Source organism: Chamaesiphon minutus PCC 6605 (assembly GCF_000317145.1).
Classification (GTDB): Bacteria; Cyanobacteriota; Cyanobacteriia; order Cyanobacteriales; family Chamaesiphonaceae; genus Chamaesiphon; species Chamaesiphon minutus.
On sequence record NC_019697.1, the window covers coordinates 2,370,318 to 2,394,395 of the forward strand.

18 protein-coding genes and 1 pseudogene are annotated in these 24,078 nt (G+C 46.6%); 12 read left to right on the plus strand and 7 right to left on the minus strand.

The features are described from left to right. Positions 1-103 precede the first annotated feature (103 nt). The 6 genes and pseudogenes from CHA6605_RS10965 to CHA6605_RS10990 all read left to right on the plus strand — a co-directional run bounded on the left by CHA6605_RS10965 (position 104) and on the right by CHA6605_RS10990 (position 6,605). Positions 104-877 (plus strand): hypothetical protein, encoded by a 774-nt coding sequence (locus tag CHA6605_RS10965; protein WP_015159527.1) that lies wholly within the window; start codon positions 104-106, stop codon positions 875-877. Beyond that, positions 874-1,683, plus strand: a complete 810-nt coding sequence (locus tag CHA6605_RS10970) for a metallophosphoesterase family protein (protein ID WP_015159528.1) — start codon at positions 874-876, stop codon at positions 1,681-1,683. Before CHA6605_RS10965 ends, CHA6605_RS10970 begins: the two co-directional genes overlap by 4 nt. Before the next feature lie 287 nt (positions 1,684-1,970). Beyond that, a pseudogene (locus CHA6605_RS10975) lies at positions 1,971-2,690 on the plus strand (metallophosphatase). 557 nt (positions 2,691-3,247) lie between these two features. Further along, a complete protein-coding gene (locus CHA6605_RS10980) occupies positions 3,248-4,717 on the plus strand; it encodes an ABC transporter substrate-binding protein (RefSeq protein ID WP_015159529.1) in 1,470 nt (489 codons plus the stop codon). 136 nt (positions 4,718-4,853) lie between these two features. Next, on the plus strand, positions 4,854-5,738 hold the full coding sequence (locus CHA6605_RS10985) for an ABC transporter permease (RefSeq protein WP_015159530.1): 885 nt from the start codon (positions 4,854-4,856) through the stop codon (positions 5,736-5,738). A gap of 48 nt (positions 5,739-5,786) precedes the next feature. Then, entirely contained in the window at positions 5,787-6,605 is an 819-nt protein-coding gene (locus tag CHA6605_RS10990) for an ABC transporter ATP-binding protein (protein WP_015159531.1), read from the plus strand. Between the two features lie 8 nt (positions 6,606-6,613). Here the strand turns inward: CHA6605_RS10990 and CHA6605_RS10995 are convergent, their stop codons facing one another. After that, a complete protein-coding gene (locus CHA6605_RS10995; RefSeq protein WP_015159532.1) occupies positions 6,614-8,602 on the minus strand; it encodes a LysR family transcriptional regulator in 1,989 nt (662 codons plus the stop codon). A 296-nt stretch (positions 8,603-8,898) separates the two neighbouring features. Between CHA6605_RS10995 and CHA6605_RS11000 the strand changes: the two genes are divergently transcribed. Genes CHA6605_RS11000 through CHA6605_RS11020 form a run of 5 tightly spaced genes read left to right on the plus strand, consistent with a single transcriptional unit; the run spans position 8,899 to position 14,016 of the window. After that, the gene (locus CHA6605_RS11000) at positions 8,899-10,602 is read left to right on the plus strand and encodes a fumarate reductase/succinate dehydrogenase flavoprotein subunit (protein WP_015159533.1); all 1,704 of its coding nucleotides are present in this window, start codon (positions 8,899-8,901) and stop codon (positions 10,600-10,602) included. A 39-nt stretch (positions 10,603-10,641) separates the two neighbouring features. Further along, the gene (locus CHA6605_RS11005) at positions 10,642-10,869 is read left to right on the plus strand and encodes a 4Fe-4S dicluster domain-containing protein (RefSeq protein WP_015159534.1); all 228 of its coding nucleotides are present in this window, start codon (positions 10,642-10,644) and stop codon (positions 10,867-10,869) included. Positions 10,870-10,883: 14 nt separating this feature from the next. After that, positions 10,884-11,846 (plus strand): HEAT repeat domain-containing protein, encoded by a 963-nt coding sequence (locus CHA6605_RS11010; RefSeq protein WP_015159535.1) that lies wholly within the window; start codon positions 10,884-10,886, stop codon positions 11,844-11,846. After that, the gene (locus CHA6605_RS11015; RefSeq protein ID WP_015159536.1) at positions 11,839-12,945 is read left to right on the plus strand and encodes an Mrp/NBP35 family ATP-binding protein; all 1,107 of its coding nucleotides are present in this window, start codon (positions 11,839-11,841) and stop codon (positions 12,943-12,945) included. The genes CHA6605_RS11010 and CHA6605_RS11015 overlap by 8 nt, the downstream gene beginning before the upstream one ends. Positions 12,946-12,996: 51 nt before the next feature. Next, positions 12,997-14,016 carry a YeiH family protein gene (locus CHA6605_RS11020; RefSeq protein ID WP_015159537.1) on the plus strand — a complete coding sequence of 340 codons (1,020 nt, stop codon included), beginning with the start codon at positions 12,997-12,999 and terminating at the stop codon, positions 14,014-14,016. Here CHA6605_RS11020 and CHA6605_RS11025 read toward each other — a convergent pair whose 3' ends face one another. The 6 genes from CHA6605_RS11025 to ychF form a co-directional block, all read right to left on the minus strand. Beyond that, the gene (locus CHA6605_RS11025; RefSeq protein ID WP_015159538.1) at positions 14,017-14,868 is read right to left on the minus strand and encodes a metal ABC transporter permease; all 852 of its coding nucleotides are present in this window, start codon (positions 14,866-14,868) and stop codon (positions 14,017-14,019) included. Positions 14,869-14,898: 30 nt separating this feature from the next. Next, positions 14,899-15,645, minus strand: a complete 747-nt coding sequence (locus CHA6605_RS11030; RefSeq protein ID WP_015159539.1) for a metal ABC transporter ATP-binding protein — start codon at positions 15,643-15,645, stop codon at positions 14,899-14,901. Positions 15,646-15,756: 111 nt separating this feature from the next. Next, on the minus strand, positions 15,757-17,238 hold the full coding sequence (locus CHA6605_RS11035; RefSeq protein WP_015159540.1) for an AAA family ATPase: 1,482 nt from the start codon (positions 17,236-17,238) through the stop codon (positions 15,757-15,759). Positions 17,239-17,301: 63 nt separating this feature from the next. After that, the gene (locus CHA6605_RS11040; protein ID WP_015159541.1) at positions 17,302-18,762 is read right to left on the minus strand and encodes a WD40 repeat domain-containing serine/threonine-protein kinase; all 1,461 of its coding nucleotides are present in this window, start codon (positions 18,760-18,762) and stop codon (positions 17,302-17,304) included. 582 nt (positions 18,763-19,344) lie between these two features. After that, on the minus strand, positions 19,345-21,330 hold the full coding sequence (locus tag CHA6605_RS11050; RefSeq protein WP_015159543.1) for an SPFH domain-containing protein: 1,986 nt from the start codon (positions 21,328-21,330) through the stop codon (positions 19,345-19,347). 192 nt (positions 21,331-21,522) lie between these two features. Further along, positions 21,523-22,611: a redox-regulated ATPase YchF gene (gene ychF, locus CHA6605_RS11055; RefSeq protein WP_015159545.1), complete on the minus strand. Its 1,089-nt coding sequence runs from the start codon at positions 22,609-22,611 to the stop codon at positions 21,523-21,525. A 226-nt stretch (positions 22,612-22,837) separates the two neighbouring features. Here ychF and CHA6605_RS11060 point away from each other — a divergent pair, with 226 nt between their 5' ends. Then, on the plus strand, positions 22,838-23,974 hold the full coding sequence (locus tag CHA6605_RS11060) for a tRNA (5-methylaminomethyl-2-thiouridine)(34)-methyltransferase MnmD (protein WP_015159546.1): 1,137 nt from the start codon (positions 22,838-22,840) through the stop codon (positions 23,972-23,974). Positions 23,975-24,078 lie beyond the last annotated feature (104 nt).

Below are 24,078 nucleotides of genomic sequence, written 5' to 3' on the forward strand. Positions count from 1 at the left end.
AGTTAATGATAATTATTATCAAATTAAATCGATCTAGCGAGAATGATTATCATTCCTTCTGTTTGTGATATGCTGGTAAAGTTTCCATATATATTCACAGTCTATGGATCGGCATCCCATCTATCTAGTGACAGGGCCATGCGGTTCTGGCAAAACTACCTGGATTCACCAGCAGCTCACCACCAGCACCAAACCTAGTGCTTATCTCTGTCTGGGAGCCGATGCTACCCCGATCGATCTCACCTACATTACAGCAACTTGCCCCCATGTCAAGCCGATTTCGGCGGGTGCATCTTGGACGCAGCTAGCCGAAATTCAACCGTTGTATGTGGAGATTGCCCCCCAATTAGATTTAGCTAAACTACAGTTACCTGTTGCGATCGAATCTTGTCAGCGAATTGCGATCGTCCCTAAATGTTTAGTCGAGAGCGAATATCACGATTGGGCGAGTCAAACCCTCATCAGTGAAGTCACTGAGAAAAATATTGTGCTGACTGCATCGCCAAGATGGGGATTGACAGGAGAAGTCCTAGATCCCGCAAGTTTAAACGTATTTTGGGATGAATTAATTCAAGGAGCTTATGGCGAAGTTGCCAGAGCTAAAGGTATTTTTGAGATCGTCGATGGTCGATCGTTTTATTTTAGTTTTGGGGTGGGTTATCCCGATGCAACTTACTTTGAATTGCCATTACCGCCAGTCTTGACAGGCAGGCCGACACGATTTAGTGGATTGGAAGTTGTGGGAAATAACTTCCAACCGCAATTAATTACAGAAACGTTGGAAGAGTGCGGTTTAGACGATCGTGCCCTGGATTATTACCAAGCACAAATTAGATCCCAATTAGAAAACGAATCACCAGAAGAAGTAGCAGTATGAAAATAGCAGTGATGTCTTGTATTCACGGTAACTATGAAGCTTTGAATGCGGTGTTATCAGACATCGATAAACAGCGGGCAGAAAAAATTTTTTGTTTGGGCGATCTCGTCGGTTATGGCCCACATCCGAATGCAGTTGTCGAGATGATTCGATCGCTAGATATTCCCACAGTCCAAGGTTGTTGGGATGAAGATATCGTCGAAGGTTTGAATGCTTGCGAATGCAGTTATCCATCAATTTTGGCGGAAAAACGGGGCAAGAAAGCACATGAATGGACGAACGACCAAATTCATCCTGAAGTGCGAGAATATCTGGCGCAATTACCGTTAAGCTTGCGCGAGGAGAATCTTTGCTTCGTACATGGAAGCCCTCACAATCAACACGAGTATTTGATGCCAGAAGTGAATGCTTTTACCGCATTAGAACGGGTAATGGCGACGGGTGCCGATGTGCTATTTTGCGGACATACTCATGTTCCCTACGTGCGGACGCTCGATGCTGGGCAGTTGGCGGTTAAGGTGAAGCAGCCAGAGGGGAATAGCACCAAGCAGTTTACCGCACCGCTGAAACAGATTATCAATGCTGGTTCTGTGGGCGAACCACGTCACGGTCGTCCGAACGCGACTTATGTAATTTACGACACGGACGATAAATTAACGACGTTGCGGGAGGTAGAGTATGATTATCAGCTTACCTGTCAGGCGATTATCGATAACGGGCTACCCGCTATTTTTGCATGGCGGTTGGCGCAGGGTTTGGAATATGCCGAACGCGCCGAAGATCCGACTCATGTGTGCGAACGATAGGGTTTCGTCTCGCGAAATAGTCAGCGGTTGAAACCGCCGCTAGTGATGCGAAGTCCGCCTATGCGGACTTTGCACCATGAGAAGGTGTCTGAAAAGCATAGATCTAAATCCCCCCAACCCCCTGAAAAAGGGGGAGTAAGAGTCTTAGTCCCCCTTTTTCAGGGGGATTTAGGGGGATTAACAACCGACGATCGGAGCCAATAAGACTTTTCAGACACCCTCTGAGCGACGATTTCAATCGTGCGGCGATCGAAGATCGGTACAAGTAAATAATAAATATAATCCAGATGTGGGCGATCGCGAGTGGAATTGAAGGTAATTTAGCTGCATATGAGGCAGTAGTGGCAGACTTGCGGAAGTCGCGCCAGGAAGTGGAGAATTTCTATTTATTAGGCGATATTATCGGCCCAACCGCCGAGAGTAATCGGCTGATTAAAAGAATTCAGCAGCCGCGTAATGGGGAGCCAACACCGCTAGTTTGTCAGGGTTGGTGGGAAGAACAAATATTGATTCTTCATGCCTTGGGGCGGACGGGAGAACCGACAGAATTAATCGATCAATATGGGATCGAGATGACAAAAACACTCTGGGATGCGATCGATGCAACTACTCTAGAATGGGTGCGATCGTTAGAGTTTGGATTTGTCGAACTAGATTGCTTTTTAATTCATGGTAGTTCGCTCTCAGTTAGCGATGAATTGACACCGACGATCGATCCGATTCATGCGATCGATCGGTTATCGCGGATGGATGCGAATCAATTATTCTGTGGTTGATCGGGTTTGGCTTTTGAATATCAAATTGAATCTGGCAGTCTGAATAGTCAAGTTCAAACATTAGATAAACTAACCGATCCAACTCCGACGATATTAAGTCCACAGCGAATTGTTGGGGTGGGTTCTGTAGGAAAGATTGAAGGTAAAGCTAGCTACACGATCTATCATCCAGGTAGTAATAAGTTAGAATTTAAAACGGTTCGATATGGAGCTAAAAAGGGCTTTGGTTAAAGACGATAGATAAGTACTAAGCTGTCGAACATTTAAATCACATATGAGATTTTTTGAAAGCGGGGAGCGATGTGCGCTCGTCTGGTTTCCAGACGGGTTAGCACATCAAGACAGCGGGGAGTCTTGTCTCGCTTGCTTGGTGCAACACATGCTCCTCCAATCTCCGCGTGATTGCATCCGCTTTCCCGTCGGGTTTCCCGACGTTGGCGTTGGCGGAGCCTGCCGTAGGCATAGCCTCTGCGTTAGCAGATACGCGAGCCGCCGCTCCCCACTCCCCGCTCCCCGCAAAATAGTAGCCTTATTTACTTCGTAGACTATTATCAGCATGGATAGCCATCCTTAGTAGCGAATATCGGCTCTTCTCAAGTAGAGAAATTACTAGCCGAAAAATATTGATAGTCTCGATCTTTTTCTGAACTCACAAATTTATTTTATGAGTTAACTAAAATCTCTGATGAGTTAAAAGCTCTCTAGGAATCGATCGGTATCTAAGTTGACAGATGAACGAGTGCGATACTGAATTAATAGAGACAGGAAAAAGTATCGGAGAGCTTGTCATGAATATAAAAAGATCGCCTCGGAGAAAGTTTTTATTTTCCATCTCGTTGTTTTCTTTAAGTTTAATTACTGCTTGCTCTACTGGCGTTGCCAGCAATCCTGTTGACACAGGGAGTTCTTCGAGTGGAAAAAAAGTAATTCGGATTGCGATCGCCACTCAAGATCAGACTATTAATACAGCAACGGGCGGCCCTATTATTCGCGAGGAAAAACTTCTGGAAAAGTATTTACCTAAGACAGGTAAGTATCAGAACGTCGAATACAAAATTGAATGGTCGAGTCATACCTCTGGCCCCCCAATTAACAACAAAATGTTGGCAAATCAAGTTGATATTGGCATGATGGGAGATTTCCCCTTAACCATCAATATGAATACTTTTAAAGAAAAAGGGGCTGGGGTAAATAGTCTTTATATTGCTACGCTATCTACGGGTGCAACTGGAGCGGGAAATGCCATCATGGTGCCCAAAGATAGTCCGATCCAAAGCATTGCCGATCTAAAAGGTAAGCAAGTGTCTGTACCCTTTGGTTCGGCTGCCCATGGCATGTTATTGGGGGCATTAAAGAAAGAAGGTATCGATCCTGAAACCGAAATCAAACTAGTCAGCCAAGCTCCTGAAGTTGGGGGAACTAGCCTCAAGACTAATAAGATTGATGCCCATGCCAACTTTGTACCGTTTGGTGAGCTATTTCCCTTGCGCGGATTTGCCCGCAAGATTTTTGATGGTGCAGAGCTAGGTGTGCCCACATTTCATGGTGTGGTGGTGCGTTCGGATTTTGCCAAGGAGAATCCTGAAATAGTAGTGGCTTATCTGAAAGCTCTGTTAGAAGCCAACAAAATGGTGCGCGAACAGCCAGAAGCAATGGCCACCAAAATGGAGAAGTGGACGAGTGTAGAAAAAGAAGCAGTTTATATGTTTCTAGGTCCTAATGGTCTTCAACAGGTTAGTCCAGCTATTTTGCCCGTTCATCGTCAAGCCTTAACTAATAGTGTGGCGATGCTCAAACAACTGGGTAAATTAGATGCCAAAGTCAATGCAGAAGAGTTAACTAAATTGGCTGATGATAGTTACTTGAAGCTGGCAGCAAAAGAACTAGGAATGGATTATGACAAGATGGCTAACAAGGATGAAAAATCCGCGATTACAGGCGCAGATGCGGCAACTAAGCAAGCAATTGGCGATCCCAAACTAGCAGCTCAGATTTGGGTCAAAGGTGAAGATAAAGTTAGAAACTTTGCTTCGATCGAGAATATGATTGCCGATCTGAAGAAGCTTAAAGCCGAGGGGAAGCAAACTGGCAGTACGGTATTTGTCCACGATCGCAATCGAGGCTGGAAGTTGGTTGCTGACAATTCTTTCTTTGTGCGGAAGGGTAACAACATATCAGCATTTTTGACCGAGAAAGCTGCGAAGTCTTATGCTAATAGTCAGGCAGGTTCTAAGGTCTTAGCTTTTAAATCACTTTAGGATTCTGTTCCTGTGGAGCAGAAAAAAGATGATGTTTATACTAAGATTTGCCAGGAGTTCATACTTACCGACAAATCACTATAAGCATCATTACTAGATTCAAGTTCTTATTTAATCTGTATTGTGGAGACGATCGATGTCTAACATACCTTCTGGCCAAGTGCGGCCGATCGGACCTTGGGATAGCTTGACCCTCAAGAACCCCTTTAGAAAATCTGCGGGTGCAGTTAAAGAACCTTTTTCGGCACGGCAGCGCAATCAGCTATTGAGACGGATGCTCTCGCTGGTATTATTCTTTGGGATTTGGCAAATCCTGTGCCTGGTGAAGTTTAACTTGTGGATTAATTTTTCCTTCTTGCCTTCGCCGATCGAAGTATTTGGGGCGACGGTTAAGTTTTTTTCTAGCAATGCCATGATTCACATTCAATCGAGTGCGGGTCGGGTATTAGCTGGATATTTCTTTGCCACTATTTTGGGTGTAAGTTTAGGGATCTTAATTGGCTGGTTTCAAAAATTAGAAGATCTGGTGTTTCTGCCATTAGAGTTACTGCGCCCGATTCCGGCTGTTGCTTGGATTCCCTTAGCTATTCTGATGTTTCCCGATGCTGAATCGGGGATGATTTATATTACGTTTATTGGGGCATTTTTTCCGATCTTGATTAGCACGATTAAAGGTGTCGAAGGTGTGGATATGTTACTGCTACGGGTTGGGCAATGCCTGGGTGCCAGACAGTGGGATGTATTTAAGGACATTGTGGTACCAGGGGCGATGCCGAGTATTGCCAGTGGTTTAGTGATTGGGATGGGTAACTGTTGGTTTTGCTTAGTGACTGCGGAAATTTTGGCGGGACGTTATGGGATTGGCTATATCACTTGGGAATCTTATGTGACTTCTAACTATCCACCGATCGTGATGGGCATGTTACTAATTGGCTTAATGGGTTCGCTTAGCTCCTATTTAGTCGAGCACGTAGTTCAACTGCTGATGCCTTGGCGGGTGACTAAAAAGAAGACTGCTTGAGTTCAAATATATATTTCGTGGGGGTCGAATTTTGACTAGTGAGGATTTATGAAGTTGGTTGATAATAATCTCCAATCGCAGGTCAAAGGCTTAGTAGAAGTTGATAATTTATCGGTAGGTTTTCATCGCGATGGAGTATTTACATCAGTTTTGGACTCTGTTAATTTCACGATCGAACCAGGTGAGTTTGTCTGTCTGTTAGGGCCTTCTGGCTGTGGTAAATCGACGATCTTAAATACGATCGCTGGATTTATTAAACCTTCAATGGGTAATGTCTCCGTCGATCGACAAACAATTACTAAGCCTGGAGCCGATCGCGGCTTTGTCTTTCAGCAATACTCTTTACTACCTTGGAAAACAACATTTCAAAATGTGGAATTTGGGCTGAAGGTGCGCGGTGTCCCCAAGCCAGAACGGCGAGAATTGGTTGATTACTATCTCAATCGGGTGGGGTTGTCTAAATATCGTCATGCTTTTCCCTATCAAATGTCTGGGGGAATGCAACAGCGGGCGAGTATTATTCGCGCTTTGGTAAATTCGCCATCGGTGTTGTTGATGGATGAGCCGTTTGCGGCACTTGATGCCCAAACGCGGCACATGATGCAAGAGCTATTGTTAGATATTTGGCAAGATTTGAAATCAACGGTCGTTTTTGTGACCCACGATATTGAAGAGGCGGTATTTTTAAGCGATCGCATTTTTGTGATGGGAGTTAACCCCGGACACATTAAAACAACGGTAGATATTGTGCTAGAACGTCCCCGGCATGTGGATCTGATGTTAACACCAGAATTTATGCAATTAAATCACCAGGTTTTTGCGCTGATTCGGGAAGAAACGCTCAAAAGTATGGCGCATGAAATTTGAACGACGCACTAAGTCTGGTGGAGAAATTCCGGCTGAATCCAGCGTTCGAGATCGATCTGCGTTAAATTTTGGTTATTGGGAATCTTGCTCAGTCGATCGATATGGAGTGCGATCCAGTCTGGACGAATGACGGTTTCGGAAAAGAAGCGGGCGGTTGGGGTTGATTGGTAGGCACCAGTGAGGATTTCTGTCACTAAATCTAGTTCCAACCGCGTCCATTGCGCCACCTGAGCGGGAGCAGATGGGGTATGGTGATACCAATATTGAGCCGCTTTGAGAGCTTGGAGATAGGCAACGACAACTTCTGGATAGCGATCGGCTAAATCGTGATTAACCACCACGCCATAAAATGAAGGGAGGCGATCGAGATTGTCATCGATGAGATGACGAAATTTACCCTGACGGCAAGCCACATCGTGAAACGGGGCAAAATGCGCATAGCTATCGGCTAAATGCAGGGGAAAGTTAAAGCCTTTGACGGCTTGGATGCTATCGAGGGAAATCAAGTCCACCTCATCTAGCAGGTGGGCTGCTTGTAGCGATCGCATTACCATTCCATGGGCGGAAGATCTCAACGGTACGGCGATCGTTTGCCCGCGTAGATCGGCGATCGTTTCCACTTTTGATTGGTGGGGAACGATGAAGGCATTGCCAGAACCATCGGGATTACTAGAAACAAAACTAACTAGACGAGTGTTGTATCGATCTGAATCGGGATCGGGTAAAGCACTGAGCAGGAGTGGATAGTCGCCTAAGATCCCAATATTTAACTTCCCTGAATCCAGCCCAGTCACAATTGGTGCGCCCGTAGCAAAATCCTGCCATTCAATCTGAAATTTGGTACCGCTGTAACGACCGTCTTGCGGTAAAAAATGCGATAGTAGCTGCAAGCGTTGGACGATCAACCCGGCGGTGACGGCTGGGATTGTGCCATTTTGAATCCCAATCGAGAGGGTAATTGTTTCTGGACGGTGGTGACTACTCGATCGCAGGGCAAAGCTGGGCGATCGCATCTGGATTGGCCGATCTTTCGATGGAGCGGAGGATTTTCGATCGCTTTGTAACAATTCTATGAATTTCTGAGCGGGTGTTAAGTCGGCTGCTCCCCGCAATGATTTAGGTGACTTATGGTGGTGTAAATTATGGACATCACCAATGCCCTTGGGGGTCAGCAAAAATATATTGCCTGATAAAGCAAATTCCTGGAGCGAAATCGCTACCAAGTTGCCAGTTTGACAATCCAACTGAAATTCAAAATTAGAAGCAAAGCCTAAATAGGCACCTTGAGTGAGATAGACGCGCATCAGGCTCGTGGTATCCACCGTTTCCACATGGGGAAAGTCTGCCCAAGAAAGACCAATTTCGGCTAAGCGAGCCTCCAATACTTGGCGACTAGGGGATTCTGGACTGGAGATCGCCCAACGATGCTGTTTTAGATCGTTCAGACTCACCCACTTTTTGGTGACGAGGGGATGACTGGGGGAAACAAACAGCGCATAGTGAATCGGTGCGATCGCGATCGATGAAATTTCGGCAACATCGGCAAAACTCAGATCGGAGCAGCCCAGATCGATCTCGTTATTTGTCATGCTCCGATATAACAATTCGGGCGAATCAAAAATATGACACTGGGTTTGTAAATTTGGGTATTTTTGGCGATAGGCAAATAATTTTGCGGGCAACCAACCATTGCCGATATCGGCAGTACAGCCAATTTTAAGTGTACCAGATTTACCTTTGCCAATCCGCTCTATTTCTTGCAATAGATCGTTCTCAACTTCAATTAATTTGGGTCCATGTTTGAGCAAAAATTCTCCCACGCTTGTTAATTGAATTTTGCGGCCTAGTCGGTGAAATAATGGAGTCCCCAGCTCTGTCTCTAACGATTTAATTTTGGCACTAACTGCTGGCTGGGTGAGATTGAGCACATCAGCAGCTTCCGTAAAACTCAAGTGGCGAGCTACTTCCAAAAAGACCCGAATCTGATAAACTTCCATAATGTTTACAGCAGTAATAATTTATTTGTAATCGTTTCATTTAATGACGGATTGGATTGATTCAATGATTTTATCGATCTATCAAATAGATCGATGAATGATTTCTCGAACTTGTTGCATAATGAGGGTATGAAATGCATAATCGCAGATTTAGCAGAGATTAAATGTCTCTATACAAACATTATCTTCGCCAGATCTGGATTCCATCATTTTTTCTGTATTATTAGCAACTTTTAACGGATAAGTTTTCCACCGATCGGATGCGACTTTCTTTGCACAACTAGGAGGATTTCAAATTGGAAACACAATGGCTCAAGACAGATGTTTTGGTGATTGGCGGTGGTACAGCCGGAACGATGGCCGCCATCAAAGCCAAACAAGCTAATCCAGATGGCGATGTTTTGGTGCTAGAAAAGGCTAACATCCGCCGGAGTGGGGCGATCGCCATGGGTATGGATGGTGTCAATACGGCGGTCATTCCTGGCAATTCCACGCCAGAGCAGTATGTCCGCGAAATTACGATCGCTAATGATGGGATTCTCAATCAAAATGCGGTTTACCAAACTGGCAAGTTGGGTTTTTCAGTCATTCAAGAGCTAGAAGAATGGGGGGTGAAATTCCAGAAAGACACCCAGGGTGACTACGATCTCAAGCAAGTGCATCGAGTCGGTAAATATGTATTGCCCATGCCAGAGGGCAAGGATCTCAAGACAATTTTGGCACGTCAAGTCAAACGCCACAAAGCGAGGGTAACTAATCGCGTCATGGCCACCCGCGTACTGGTACAAGATGGTCGGGCGATCGGGGCAATTGGGTTCGATGTCCGCAGTGGTGACTTGGTAATTATTCAGGCTAAGGCGGTAATTCTCTGCACGGGAGCCTGTGGTCGTCTGGGATTACCTGCTTCAGGCTATCTGTATGGCACCTATGAGAACCCAACTAATGCAGGTGATGGCTACTCGATGGCTTACCATGCTGGTGCCGAACTGAGCAATATTGAATGCTTCCAAATCAATCCGTTGATGAAGGATTACAATGGCCCCGCCTGTGCCTATGTCGCTAGCCCATTTGGAGCCTATACTGCAAACGCTGAAGGGAATCGCTTTATTAGCTGCGACTACTGGAGCGGACAAATGATGCTAGAAGTATGGAAAGAATTGAACTCTGGTAAAGGGCCAATTCAGCTTAAAATGACCCACTTGGACGAGAACACGATCGCCGAAATCGAATCGATTTTGTGGGCAAATGAACGTCCGAGCCGAGGTCGATTCCATGAAGGTCGGGGTGAAAACTATCGCACTAAGGGCGTGGAAATGAATATTTCCGAAATCGGACTCTGTAGTGGTCATAGTGCTTCTGGGGTGTGGGTCAATGAAAAGGCTGAAACTTCTGTCCAAGGACTGTATGCAGCAGGCGACATGGCCAGTGTCCCCCACAACTATATGATTGGAGCATTTGTATTTGGTCGGATTGCTGGTGAAAATGCAGTGGAATACGTCCAAGGTTTAGAGCATCTCGATCCCGATCCGGAATTTGTAGCAACCGAGAAAGCTCGCATCTACGCGCCACTCGATCGACCGAATGGGATTCCCCATACCCAAGTTGAGTACAAATTGCGCCGCTTGGTCAATGATTATCTCCAACCACCCAAATCGGCTAACCGGATGGAAATCGGCTTGAGTAACTTCGTCAAATACCACGCCAGTCTCGACGAAATGGGCGCACAAGACCCCCACGAACTGATGCGCTGCATGGAAGTTCATTTTATCCGCGATTGTGCGGAAATGGCCGCCAGAGCGTCACTGTATCGCAAAGAAAGCCGCTGGGGTCTGTATCACTATCGTGTTGATTACCCAGAGAAAAACAACGAAGAATGGTTCTGCCACGTCCACCTCAAAAAAGATGAAGCCGAGCAAATGGTGTTATTCAAACGCCCGATCGAACCTTACATCGTCGATGTCAATGTCGAAACAGAAGTCTATGATGTTGCAGTTCGCTAACTAGAAATTATTCACGATCGGGAGTACCAAAAAATTATTATGGCTTTAACTACACAACGAGTTGACGTACCCGTGATCGTCGATGAGTCTAAGTGCTTGGACAAATGTGTCGCTTGTATTGAAGTTTGTCCCCTGGATGTATTGGCAAAAAACCCAGAAACCGGGAAAGCCTACATGAAATACGATGAGTGCTGGTTTTGCCTGCCCTGTGAAAAGGAGTGCCCCACCAATGCTATCACTGTCAAAATTCCATTTTTACTACGCTAAGGGAGGCCAGCATCATGGATAGTGAATTGGCACAATGGGTAGAAATGTTGCAATCGCCCAATGTAGACGATCGCTTAGTGGCGGTGAAAACCTTGCAACTGATTGGCGATGAAGAAATCCTCGCCCCATTATTGGTAGCGGTACAGGATGAAAGTCCGTTGGTGCAGAAATTAGCCGTCACCACCCTCTGGGAATTAGCGAATCCCGCCGCAGTCCCAGCCTTGCTAGAATGTCTGGCTTCACCAGTAGAAGAGGTACGCAACGAAGCTCGATCGGCCTTAAGCGAACTAATCGTCCCCGATCATTTGTTACTCCTACTCGATGCTTTATTGCGTGACGACATCAATCTCCAACTGAATATCTTATTCCTGTTGCGGAAGATTCATGATGCCCAGTGTCTCCCCTATGTGATGCCGTTTTTTGAATCTCCTCTGCCAGAATTGCGGGAAGCGGCAATTACGACATTAAGGTATCTCAATCAAGTAGAACGTTGTCAACCAGCTCTAGCACTGATGTCCGATCCGGATGCAGCGGTGCGCCAGACAACAGCCTTGACGCTCGGTCATTTAGCCGATCCTGAAGTCGTCCCGCTGCTCTGCCAAGCAGTGACTGACGATCCAGATTGGGAAGTACGGCGCAATGCAGCGAAATCCTTGACTACCCACGCCAATCCAGACGCGATCGAAGCTTTGGAAACAGCCGCGATCGACGACCATTGGCAAGTCCGCAAGTTTAGCCTCCAAGCACTGCAAAAGATTCCCGCTGCCCACACTCTGCCACTATTCATCCAAGCCTTAACCGATGAATATTCGGATGTCCGGCGCGAAGGGGCGATCGCGCTCAATATCTTAAACGATCCGGCAGCACTGACACCGCTCCAACAAGCTCTCGACGACCCCGATCGGGATGTGTGTATCTTTGCCCAGCGCGCCATCCAAAGTATTCAACATAGCCTCCAAGAAACTTCTAATGCCTAGTCATTCCTCGCCATTTCATAAAGCCGAACATGCTGTCCCACCGCCGCCCGATCCGCAGTCTGAAGCGAGGGAACTACAGGTTAAAGCTCTGCTCAAAACAGTTTTAGAACCAATTCTCAATACCGATATTGTCAGTCTGGGGATGGTGCGCAATCTGCGGATTGTCGAGGACTATATCTACCTGCGGCTCTATGTGGGCAAACATCAGCAGGCGTTAAAAGCAGAAATCCTGACGCTGTTATCTTCCTTGGAGTGGTGCAAAAAATCTTATGTAGAGCTATGTACGATCGCTGGTGTCCGTACGACGATCGCGGTTTCTAGTGGGAAGGGTGGTGTGGGTAAATCCACAACGGCTGTCAACTTGGCAGCGGCTTTACAAGCCCAGGGTAACAAAGTGGGCTTACTCGATGCCGATGTCTATGGGCCGAATGTGCCCCAAATGTTAGGGCTAGCTCAATCGGCAGTGCAGATCGTAGATACGCCCACTGGACAACGGTTTGTCCCCCTCGAAGCCCACGGTATTAAGGTGATGTCAGTCGGGCTACTGGCCGCCCCCGACCATCCCCTCGCATGGCGCGGCCCCGTTCTCCACAAAATTATCACCCAGTTTATTCAGGAAGTGGCCTGGGGTGATTTAGATTACCTCCTGATCGATTTACCCCCCGGCACGGGTGATGCTCAGATTACGATCGTCCAAGAAAGTCCGATCTGTGGCGTTATTTTAGTCACCACGCCGCAGCAGGTAGCCGTTGCCGATGTGCGACGCAGCATTCATATGTTCCGGCAGGTGGGTATTCCAGTTCTGGGCATTGTTGAAAATATGAGTTACTTACTCTGCGGCCATTGTGGAACGCCCAACCCGATTTTTGGCAGTGGCGGTGGGCAACAACTTGCCGACGAACTCCAAGCTCCACTATTAGGTCAAGTGCCCATTGATGCCAAAATCTGCGCGGGGGGAGATATCGGCACACCCCTCACCCTGAGCGATCCAGACTCAGCCGTCGGCCAAGTCTTCACCACCATTGCGATCGCCCTCAATACTACGTTTGCTACACCTAATCCGCTTACCCCACTGGCCGCCAGTGCTCTAGTTGCTTAATCCATCGCGATCGGCCTGGGCTAAACATCATATTAATAGGGAGCCTCCAAGATGGATATATCTTTACTGGCTCAAGTTTGGGGCTGGCTTGCTCACAAGAGTTATGGCATTTTGTTGACGATCGCCTTAGCGATCGCTGCCTATTTATTGCGGAATCTATCAATATTTCAGGTTTTTAGTCCACTGATTATCGCGATTCTACTCGGCATCATCTTGCGCAATACTCTAGGGATGCCAGCCTATTGCCAGCCCGGTGTAAGTTTTGCGATGAAGCGGCTGTTACGCTTGGCGATCGTCTTACTGGGGATGCAGCTCAGTCTCACACAAGTATTGGCGATCGGCATCAGAGGGATCGGCCTAATTATCGTTACTTTGGTTAGCACCTTTGGTTTTACCTCTTGGTTAGGGCGAAAGTTAGGTGTGAGTAAGAGTTTAACCTATCTGATTGCCGCCGGAACTTCGATTTGTGGGGCTTCGGCTGTCATTGCCACTAGTACCGCAATCCAAGGTGACGATCGGGATACTACTTATGCGGTGGCGATCGTGACCATTTTTGGAACTCTATCGATGTTCCTGTATCCACTCCTGCCCACCTTATTGGGATTGACACCTGAAACCTTTGGGATTTGGTGTGGAGCTTCTATCCACGAAGTAGCACAAGTATTGGCGGCAGCCTATCAAGTTAGTCCGATCGGTGGTGAAATAGCGAGCATTACCAAATTAGCGCGGGTGTTATTTCTGGCCCCAGTAATTCTGTCGATCGGTTACACCTACTCTCATCGTCAATTACCATCGAGCAAAATGCGATCGGCAGCGATCGTCATTCCTTGGTTCATATTTTATTTCATGTTGCTGATTATCCTCAACAGTCTCAATCTTTTCCCGCCGGACTTTAAAAGTGCATTCGCGCAGATCGATAAATTCTTACTCACAATTGCTATGGCAGCCATGGGGCTGGAAACAAAAATTACTCACCTCCAGCAAGTTGGACTAAAGCCACTATATTTAGGCGCATTATCTTGGTTATTTATCTCTGGATTAAGCTATGGATTAATTAGAACTTTTTATTAATTAGCGATTAAGATGGAATTGAAATCGCTGGGTGATAATACCTTGAGAGGGGCTAAATAATAATGCCAAAATAAATAAAAACGAAGATACAATGACGATTGCTGGGCCAGATGGTACATATTTGAGATGAAAACTAATATATACTCCACTTAAACTGGCAAATGCACCAATAATTGCACCTACAATCATCATTTGATGTAACTCTTTTACTAGTAGATATGCTGTTAAAGCTGGCCCAACCAAGAGCGAAATCACGAGAATTACGCCGACTGCCTGCATACTAGCAATAATTGTTAGCGTAATTGCGGACATAAATCCGAGGTGAATAATGTTAACTGGTAAGCCCATCGCTTCAGCCCCAGTTCGATCGAATGTGTAGAATAGCAATTCTTTATAAGATAACCAAACTGCTGTGATAATTAACGCGGTGACACTTGCCGTTCGATAGATATCAGTTGTCGTCGTCCCCAGAATATCCCCAAAGAGAAAACTATCTAGATCGATATTATTTCTGAGTACAGAAATCAGAATAATTCCAACCGAAAAAAAACTAGAAAAGGTTAAAGCCATCGCGGCATCAACCTTGACTCTCGATTGCGATCGAATCCAAGAAATAGTCCCCGCACCCATGATGCCAGAGATAAATGCCCCGATCGCAATATCGATGCCCAAGAAAAATGAAAGCGATAGTCCTGGCAATACAGCATGAGCGATTACATCTCCATACAATGCCATGCGTTGCACGATGAGATAACTACCCACAACCGGACATAAAATACCGACGAGAACCCCAATGGCGATCGCATTTCGCATGAATTCGTACTGCCAAGGCTCGATGAGAAAATTTAGCATATTATGATTGATAATTTGAATAGCTATCTGTTAACAGAATAAATCTGCGCCAGGATCGCGACTGCCACGCTGATGAAATGAGACACCATAAGCTTGTTGCAGATTAGCTGGAGTCATTACCTGTGCGGGCGAACCATCGGCAATCAGACTTTGATTGAGCAGTAAAATTCGATCGAGTTGACTTAATGATTTTCCCCATTCATGGGTACTAACTAGCAAAATTTTACCCGCAGTTCGGAGTTCGGCAAAAACTTCCAGCATCACGGCTTCGGTTTTTTTATCGATGCCAGTAAATGGCTCGTCAAATAAGAATAAATCTGCTTGTTGAGCGAGGGCGCGAGCTAGAAATACACGCTGTTGTTGCCCGCCAGACAGCTCCCCAATCCGCCGATCTTTGAAATCTAGCATCCCGACTCGATCGAGTGCCCCATTGACGATCGCCTTAGCTGCCGCACCCGGACGCCGCAGCCAGCCTAGCTGACGGGTGCGGGCCATCATCACCACATTCTGGGCGGTAATTGGATAATCCCAGTCCACCTGAGATCTTTGGGGCACATAGGCCACCCGTTCCAAATTCTGACACAAGGGACAAGTACAATATTTTATCGTACCCCTAGCGGTCGGAATCAGTCCCAACATTGCTTTGAGGAGTGTACTCTTACCCGCTCCATTCGGCCCAATTAGCCCCACCAGTTCGCCTGGTTCGATCCGGAAGTCAATTTGCTCTAAAGCGCGCACGCCACGGTAATTGACAGCTAATTGCTGAATCTCTAGCATGAAAGATTAATTATGAGAATGATTATCGCCAATCGATCTAAACAATAACATGAATTAACTTGCTTGGTATCCCCCGATTGCGGTAAGCGATCGATTTAGCCAATCTAAATATCAATTACTAACATGCTCCAGATCTTCAGCCGTAATTAATGAAATAGTCCGATCGTCGATATTTGGGAGCGAATGGACGACTCGGTTGGCGTGTCGTTCGATGCTGCGCTCGAAGATCGTGCGGACGAAGCGTCCGTTACCGAAGGTGCGATCGAGCTGATGGCTGTAAGCATCCTCAAAGATGGCTTCTAGAGCCAGACGTGCAGATAGATCGAGCATATAATCGTGTTCGCGGCAGAATTTGGCAAAAATCTGAGTTAGTTCTGTCGGTGTATAGCGATCGAGATGAAACTGACGATGGAACCGCGATTTTAGACCGGGATTGGATTTGAGCAGCTCCACCATTTCGCTACTATAGCCAGCCATAATTACCGCCAACCGATCGCGACTATCTTCCATGCGTTTGAGCAAAATTTGGATCGCTTCGTGTCCGAAATCATTATCGTAATCGCCAACCAAAATATGCGCTTCATCGATAAACAGGACGCCATCGAGAGCGCGCTCGATCGCATCTTCCACCCGCAGCGCGGTTTGACCGATATAGCCGCCAATCAAACCCGCACGATCGACTTCGATCGTGTGACCGCTCTTGAGACAGCCGAGTTGCTTGTATAACCGCCCTACCAGCCGCGATACCATCGTTTTACCAGTACCGGGAGGGCCGCACAAGCACATGTGTAATGACGTGTTGACGCGCCCCAGTCCGCGTATTTGGCGTTCGGTTTGGACTTTGAGGAAGTTAGAAAAAGTCAGAAATTGCTGCTTGGTGCGATCGTGTCCGATTAGTGCGTGGAGATCGGCGAAGACGCGATCGAGAGTGTCGTTTTCGGGGGGATAGTGCTCGATGCAACTGGCTTGCAATTTTTTGTCGGTTTGGCTGGAGCCAGTATTCAATATCGTCGGCTCGGTGTTAGTCGAATCCGATTTAGTCTTGGCGGTAGCAATGACGATACTATGGACTTTGATTTTGAGCCGATTGTAGATAACTAATCCAAATGCCAGTCCTGGTAATAATATCTCCGCCGATAGTTGTGAGACGCACAGACTATTAAGATAAAATTCGACAAGATCGTTGGTGCGGCGAATTTCTAAGACATCGATCCTATTTGGCTGGTGAACTTGACAGACTATTTGGCCGCTAGCATATGTCGTCCAATTACCGTCTTGATTTCGCCTAATCTTAAAAAATCGATCTGAAATCGCAAAATCAATAAAGTTATTAACATCCGAAAGCCCCCAGACAATCCCATGTTCGCCATCTACGCCTTCGAGTTTTTCTAGCACCACATGCATGTGGAAATCTAGATTTGGATGAAAATAGTTACTATCGAGATAGTTCCACGCCAGCCACGAACTGCGATCTCGCTTGTGCTCGAATACATAAGCGTTATCGCTCAATTCTGTGGCATATTCTGCCGAAGTACATATCGACCAATTATGTCGATTATCTTGGAAATATTCTTCAAAAATAAGATGATTCATCTATTATTGAAACCTGCTACGGTGTTTTTGTAAATTAAATAATGTTTCTAAATTTAATCTCAATTATAAACTTTTTTTCCAGATCTTAGCAGTTCGATCGCGACTGGCCGTAACGAGACACCCTGGAGATCGACAAATATCTATAGCTAAAACTTCAGCTTCATGAGCAGTTAAACATTCAATTTCTCGTCCGGTATCGATTTGCCAAAATTTGATATTGCCATCCCAACTAGTACTAATTAAAGAATCACCATCTTTACAAAAAGCTAACCCAGAAATCGTCCAGCGATGAGCCGATAAAGTTTTGGTGAGTTGGCGATGCTCTAGATCCCAAATATGAATCGAACCATCATCGCCAGCAGTAGCGAGTAATTTACCATTGGGACTAAAGGCAAGAGCTTTGACAGCTTGAGTATGTGCGGTCAAAATACACACAGGTGTTTTGCTCTCCAGCCCCCATAACATCACCCGCCGATCGCTACTCACGCTCGCAAATTTCACATCACTCGCGATCGGATTAAAGGCGATCGCATTGACACTTAATTGATGAGTTTTGAGCGTAATTAAATTATCGATCGACTGCTCATCAGTTAGACCTAAATACCAAATTTTAATCGCCCGATCGCGACTTGCCGAGATCAGTAGTTTACCATCGGGACTAATTGCTAAACAATTAATCTTAGATTGCTGACTATCGATTGAGATTACTTCTGCTGCTGTTTTAACGTTCCATAATTTAATGAGACCATCTTTACCACTACTATATAATAATCCCGATTTATGGGGATGAAAGACAATCGTGTCGATCGATTGTTGATGTCCGGTTAAAATCCCCAATCCTGCACCCGTATCGATATCCCACAACCGAATCGTCGTATCTTCGCTACCTGTAGCCACCATTAGTAGATCGGGACTAATCGCGATCGTTTTAATGGCGGCAAATAAACCAGCATGTCCGGTTAAAATATGACAGCATTCCCAACTCGATGTTGCAGGTAAAAGTGCGGGATAACAATCGCGGACAGCCGCCATCATTTCTCGCGCCGAACTAAATCGTAAATCGGCATCTAACTCAATCGCTCGATCGAGAATCGCGACTAATTGACGAAGATCGATTCTCGAAGTCGTCCGATCTATTTGCCAATAATCTTGCCATACCCAACAGCGATTGGCAGTATCAAAAAGTTGAAATGGTCTAGTGCCAGTAAGTAGATAAATAGCAATCAGCCCGATACTATAAAGATCGGATCGATCGCTAATTTTTCCGTCGAGAATTTCGGGCGCACTAAATTCAGGATCGGCACGCAAATCGGCAGCGGGTAATATCTGCACCCGCACCGGATGTTCGGCAACAATGACTACGCGATCGGGTGTAATTTGACCGTGAATTTTGGGAGTATTTAGGCGCGATTGTAATAAGGCTACTAAGATCTCGATCGTCCGTTCGACGGGGATAATTCGATCGCTTTGAACGATTTGGGCAAGAGTGCGATCGGGCAAAGTTGCTGTGACGAGATCGGGCATTATTTTGGTATCAGATAAGATGTGTTCTCGTTTGAATTTGGCATTAAATCTCGATCGGGATCTGCTGGATTTGTGGCGTAGATCTTACCCACCCCGCCCTACGGGCACCCCTCCGAGGAGGGGATTTTTCATCAGCCCTCTCTTTATAGAACCCATTTGAGATCTTTTTAAATTCTGGTGGAGAAGGGTGGGTTTTGTTTGATATCGAACAGTAACATCGATATTTGCTTGCATAAACCCACCCCTACAGATCCCAAAAACGACACGATGACGCATTTTGCACACCAACCGTAGAGATCTCAAATGGGTTCTATAAAGGCTATCCATTACCCACAGATTAATAACTCAACGTACTAAGTACTAATGCGAAGCGCGCTCAACCTCCCGCAGATCGACCCTTGTGCAGGGGAGTTTGAGGGGCGGCACCCCGCCCCTCAACGGGGGGGTTGGGGGGAGACCCCCCAAGTCCGGGTTCTACCACACCAGTAACTTAAAAAAGTACCAGTCCGAAATCTGTGGATAATGAATAGCCCCTTTATGAAGGGGGGGGTTGGGGGTAAGCCCATCGAAAACGAAGTCAAGTTAACTCTCGCTGTGTGGTTTAGGCTTAACTACAGACACGATCGATGGAAGTTTGACACCATTGGCAATGGGAGATCCCCCAGCATCCTCAGCAATCCGAGGCAATCCAGTCGGTATGGTACTGGGATTTTGTGCCCACATCCCCAAGAGCGCATCGACTAAACCATTGCCCCCTGCGGCGGTATTTGTCACCGATACATTGGGCACGATGCGGACTTGACGTTCGCCGACAATTTGCATCACTTGGAGCGAAGCATAAGCCTGTTCGCCCAGTGCGTCTACCCCAGCCTTATAAGCATCCGCTTTGGCTTGCCCGATCGATCGAATCCCTTCGGCTTCCCCTTCGGCGGCTTTGACTTTGGCGGCGGCTTCGAGTTCGGCGATTTGCACTCCTTGCTCGGCGGTGACGACTTGATTTTGAATCTCAGCCAGAGCGGTGGCGCGAACTAATTCCTGACGTTGCACTTGGGCGATGCGTTGGACTTCGTAGGTTTTTTCCTGCTCTTGGGCGATTTTGCGATCGGTTAAGGTTTGCATCAATTCGGGCGGTGGTGTAATCATCCCGATTAAAGTATCTACCGCTTGGACGTCATACTGTTTGAGAGCTTGACGGATGTGTTCGGCGGCTTCGGCTTGGCGTTCGCTGCGCGCGGTGAGGAAGTCGAGAATCGTGTATTCCTGCGCGGCATTGCGGAAATAATTGGCCACGATCGGGCGTAAAACTTGGTCGATGAGGTTTTGCATCGAACCGAGGCGCGAGATGACTTTAGGGGCATCTAGGGCACCGATGTGGATGATTTGGAAGACCTCGATCTCGAAGGTAAAACCATCGTGGGAGAGCAGTTTCAGGGCTTGGAGTTCGGCATCGTAACCATGTTTGCCTGTGAACCGGGCGGTAAAATTGAGCACAACATTTGTGGTGGGGACGAGTTGGACTTCCATCACCTGTTTATTTAGGGGATGTTTCCCTGGATAAATCGGCTCCACCCACACCCCTTTGTCGCCCTTGCGGACGATATTCCCGTGGGTAAAGGCATCCCCACTGACATCAGAATGCGACGAACCTACATAGGAAATTACCACGCCGACATGTCCGATCGGCACTGTTGTCATAGCAATCTGTTCGACATGGACGAACCAGGGATTGAGATTCCAAGAGCCAGATAAAATTACTTGCTCCTGCAACCCGCGCCGCCCGCCAGCGGCGATAAATTTTTGAGCGTCTTGATAGTTATCGTGTTTGGGAATCGGTTCGCCTGCAATTTCGCCAGCTTCGATCGGTTTACCATCTAGCGTTGTAACTATCCCCACCCGTTCGGATTCAATTTGTTGGAGTCGCATTTGGGCTGGTGTCATCCCATATTTGGCACAATTGACCGAGGTAATTACTTGAAATAAAGCAGTATTAATCCGATAATTACCCGTAGTCAGAATATCGATTTGACGACCTTTTTCGCCACCATTTAACAGGAAGCTGCGGGCATCTTGAAATCTGTCGCAATCTAATCTTTTACCCAAAATTCGCTCGGCAGGAATTTGGGCACCATCATTAGCGACGATCAAACCGATTTCATCTTGCGGGATGGTAACTACGGGTTCCTTTTTGACGCTAAATTGCCAGGGAAAGTAACCAAAATACCAACCAGGAGCAAGCGTATCGGCTTGCAGTCCCGCTTCCCCATTGATGGCGACTAGCCGTCCTGGTGGCAGATTTTTAGTAGAAAACTTCTTAGTCACGATGCCGACTTCCGATTCGCCGACAGAAATTAAGCCCACAATCCATCCGATTTTGGGTAAGAAAATAATTAATAATACCCCGCTACCTATAAGCCAAATCCACCCTGGTAAACCGGATTCTTGGCTAGTACGATCGACTCTTTCGATCGTAGGCAAGTTATTGCTGGTTTGAGCGCGAGCGGGTTGCTCGATTACTCCAGTCGCTAATATTAAGCCTACCGCGATCGCCAATAATTGCTTGAATAACATCTGTTTATGACCTCGTGTAAATATCCATTGACAAGGTTGTCAAGGATGCGGCGGTGGCTGAGTCGGCAACAGGGCAAGCCTGGGACAACTTATAGTTATTGCGTCCGCATCTGGATGTTTTATTGGGTAGACGAAGTTAAGTTATGCAATCTGGATGAGTGGATGGGCGATCTCGATCGAGCGATGCCATCGCTAGGAGTGCAGAAACTCCATGATATCCCCTTCTTGAACGAGATATTCCTTCCCTTCACTCCGCAGTAATCCTTTATCCTTGGCAGCTTGCATCGAGCCAGTTGCTACCATATCGGCATAGGAGATTGTTTTGGCACGAATGAAGCCCTTCTCGAAGTCGGAGTGAATTACTCCCGCAGCTTGCGGTGCAAACATCCCTGCTTTAATCGTCCAGGCGCGGGTTTCTTTTGGCCCCATGGTAAAATAGGTACGGAGTCCGAGCAGGTGGTAAGTAGCGCGAATCAGGGATTTTAAACCGCCTTCAGCTACGCCCAATGATTCGAGGAATTCGGCTTTCTCCTCTTCTGGTAGTTCCAAAAGTTCGGCTTCGACTTGAGCGGATACGAGCGTGACTTGGGCATCTTCTTTGGCTGCAACTGCGCGCACCTGTTCGACGAAAGCATTACCCGTGGCTAAGTCTTCTTCCGATACATTTGCAGCATAAATCATTGGTTTGCGGGTGAGCAAACCCAAACCTTTAATACTGTCGCTTTCTTCGTCGCTGAGTGCGACTTTGCGAGCTGGTTTGCCTGCATTTAAATCGACGAGCAGTTTTTCTAGAGCTACGACTTCGACTTGGGCTTCTTTACTAGTTCTAGCTGTTTTTCTGGCGCGATCGATCCGTTTCTCGATTTGGTCGATGTCGGCTAAAATCAGTTCGAGATTGATGACTTCAATATCTTGTTGGGGATTGACGACGCCTGAGACATGGATGATATCGTCGTCTTCAAAACAACGGACGACTTGCACGAGGGTATCTACTTCGCGAATGTGGGAGAGAAATTTACTTCCCAAACCTTCACCCTGACTGGCTCCTTTGACTAATCCAGCGATATCGACAAATTCTACCCGCGTCGGGACGATGCTCTCAGAATTAACCATGTTAGCGAGGACTTGCAGCCGTTCGTCAGGAACGGAAACACTACCGACATTCGGCTCGATCGTGCAAAACGGATAGTTAGCAGCTTCAGCTTTGGCATTGGCAACTAGGGCATTAAATAATGTCGATTTGCCCACATTTGGCAGTCCAACGATTCCGGCTCTTAGCATTTTTAGTCTTAGGTGATGACAACTTCCACGACTCGATTATAAGTCATTAGCTCCAGTCCCGCCAAACCGAGCGATTGACAATTAAGGCGTTGCCTCTCCTAAATAGCTATCATCTAATAATATATTGCCACGGAGCGCATTTCCGCTGTGGACAAAGGTTACCTCAAAACGTATGGGTATGTAACTTTGCCACTAAGTGCCAAGCCAGGAGCCATAGCTGTCAGCCATGTTCGCAGTTTACGCTCATCCAATTAGAACTGGAGATCGAGCTTCTAACTCGATCGAGTATAAACCATTAATCAGCATTGCTGATTGGAGCTGCCATTGCCCATTTTTGGACTTTTTTCTCCCCGCATCCCCATTATTTCAGACCCCGATCCAGCGACGCCCTGCTGTAGAGTGTAGGCAATCATTATGCGATCGAAATCCGCAGGATGCCCGCTTCTTTTATATTCAAACGCGCACAACTCTTGATATGTCCCAGCAGTTTAACCCTTGCATCACCGATGATGGTTCGTACACCTTTTTTTCCGAGGAGTTCGGGCAGACTTTTCATAGTAAATATGGTGCAAAGGAAGAGTCGATCTATAAATATGCGATTCCGACTTTATTATCCGAAAAAGCCAGTCGCGGTCATCTGCGGATCTTAGATATTTGTTATGGACTGGGATATAATAGTGCCGCTGCGTTAGCCACGATTTGGCGATCGAATCCTAATTGCACGGTAGAAATTATTGCCTTGGAAATCGATCGATCTGTCCCCATTTCGGCGATCGAACATCATCTATTAAACGATTGGGAAGAGCCAATTCCCTCATTATTAACTCAATTAATCCAGATGGAATCGATTCTCGTTCCGAGAGGCTCCGCCAACGAGACAGCGCGATTGAATGCCCGGTTGATTTTAGGCGATGCGCGACAGACGATCGTCGATCCGCTCGATCGAGGATTTCAAGCCGATGCAATTTTTCTCGATCCATTTTCACCAACTGCTTGTCCGCAATTATGGACGATCGAATTTATCGATCGAGTGGCTAAATGTTGTGCTTCAGATGGCATAATTGCGACATACTCATGCGCATCCGCCGTCCGGACTGCGATGGTAGAAGCTGGCTTATTTGTTGGCGATACTAGTCCCGTTGGGAGAAAATCACCCGGCACGATCGCAAGTTTTAATGCGGCCCAAATTACCCCATTATCGCAACAAGAACGCGAACATCTCCAGACGCGTGCTGCAATTCCTTATCGCGATCCTACGTTGTCTGATTCGATGGCTAAAATAATTATTCGGCGCGAATTGGAACAGGATGATTGTGGATTAGAAACTACTTCGCAGTGGAAGAAACGGTGGAGGAAGAATTGATAAAAAGATAGGGAGAGTTAGCAAGAAATGGTAGCTTCAGTTCTGCCGCATAGTACTAGTTAGAGATTAACTCTTACCGATAGGGCGATCGCACCGATCGGGTA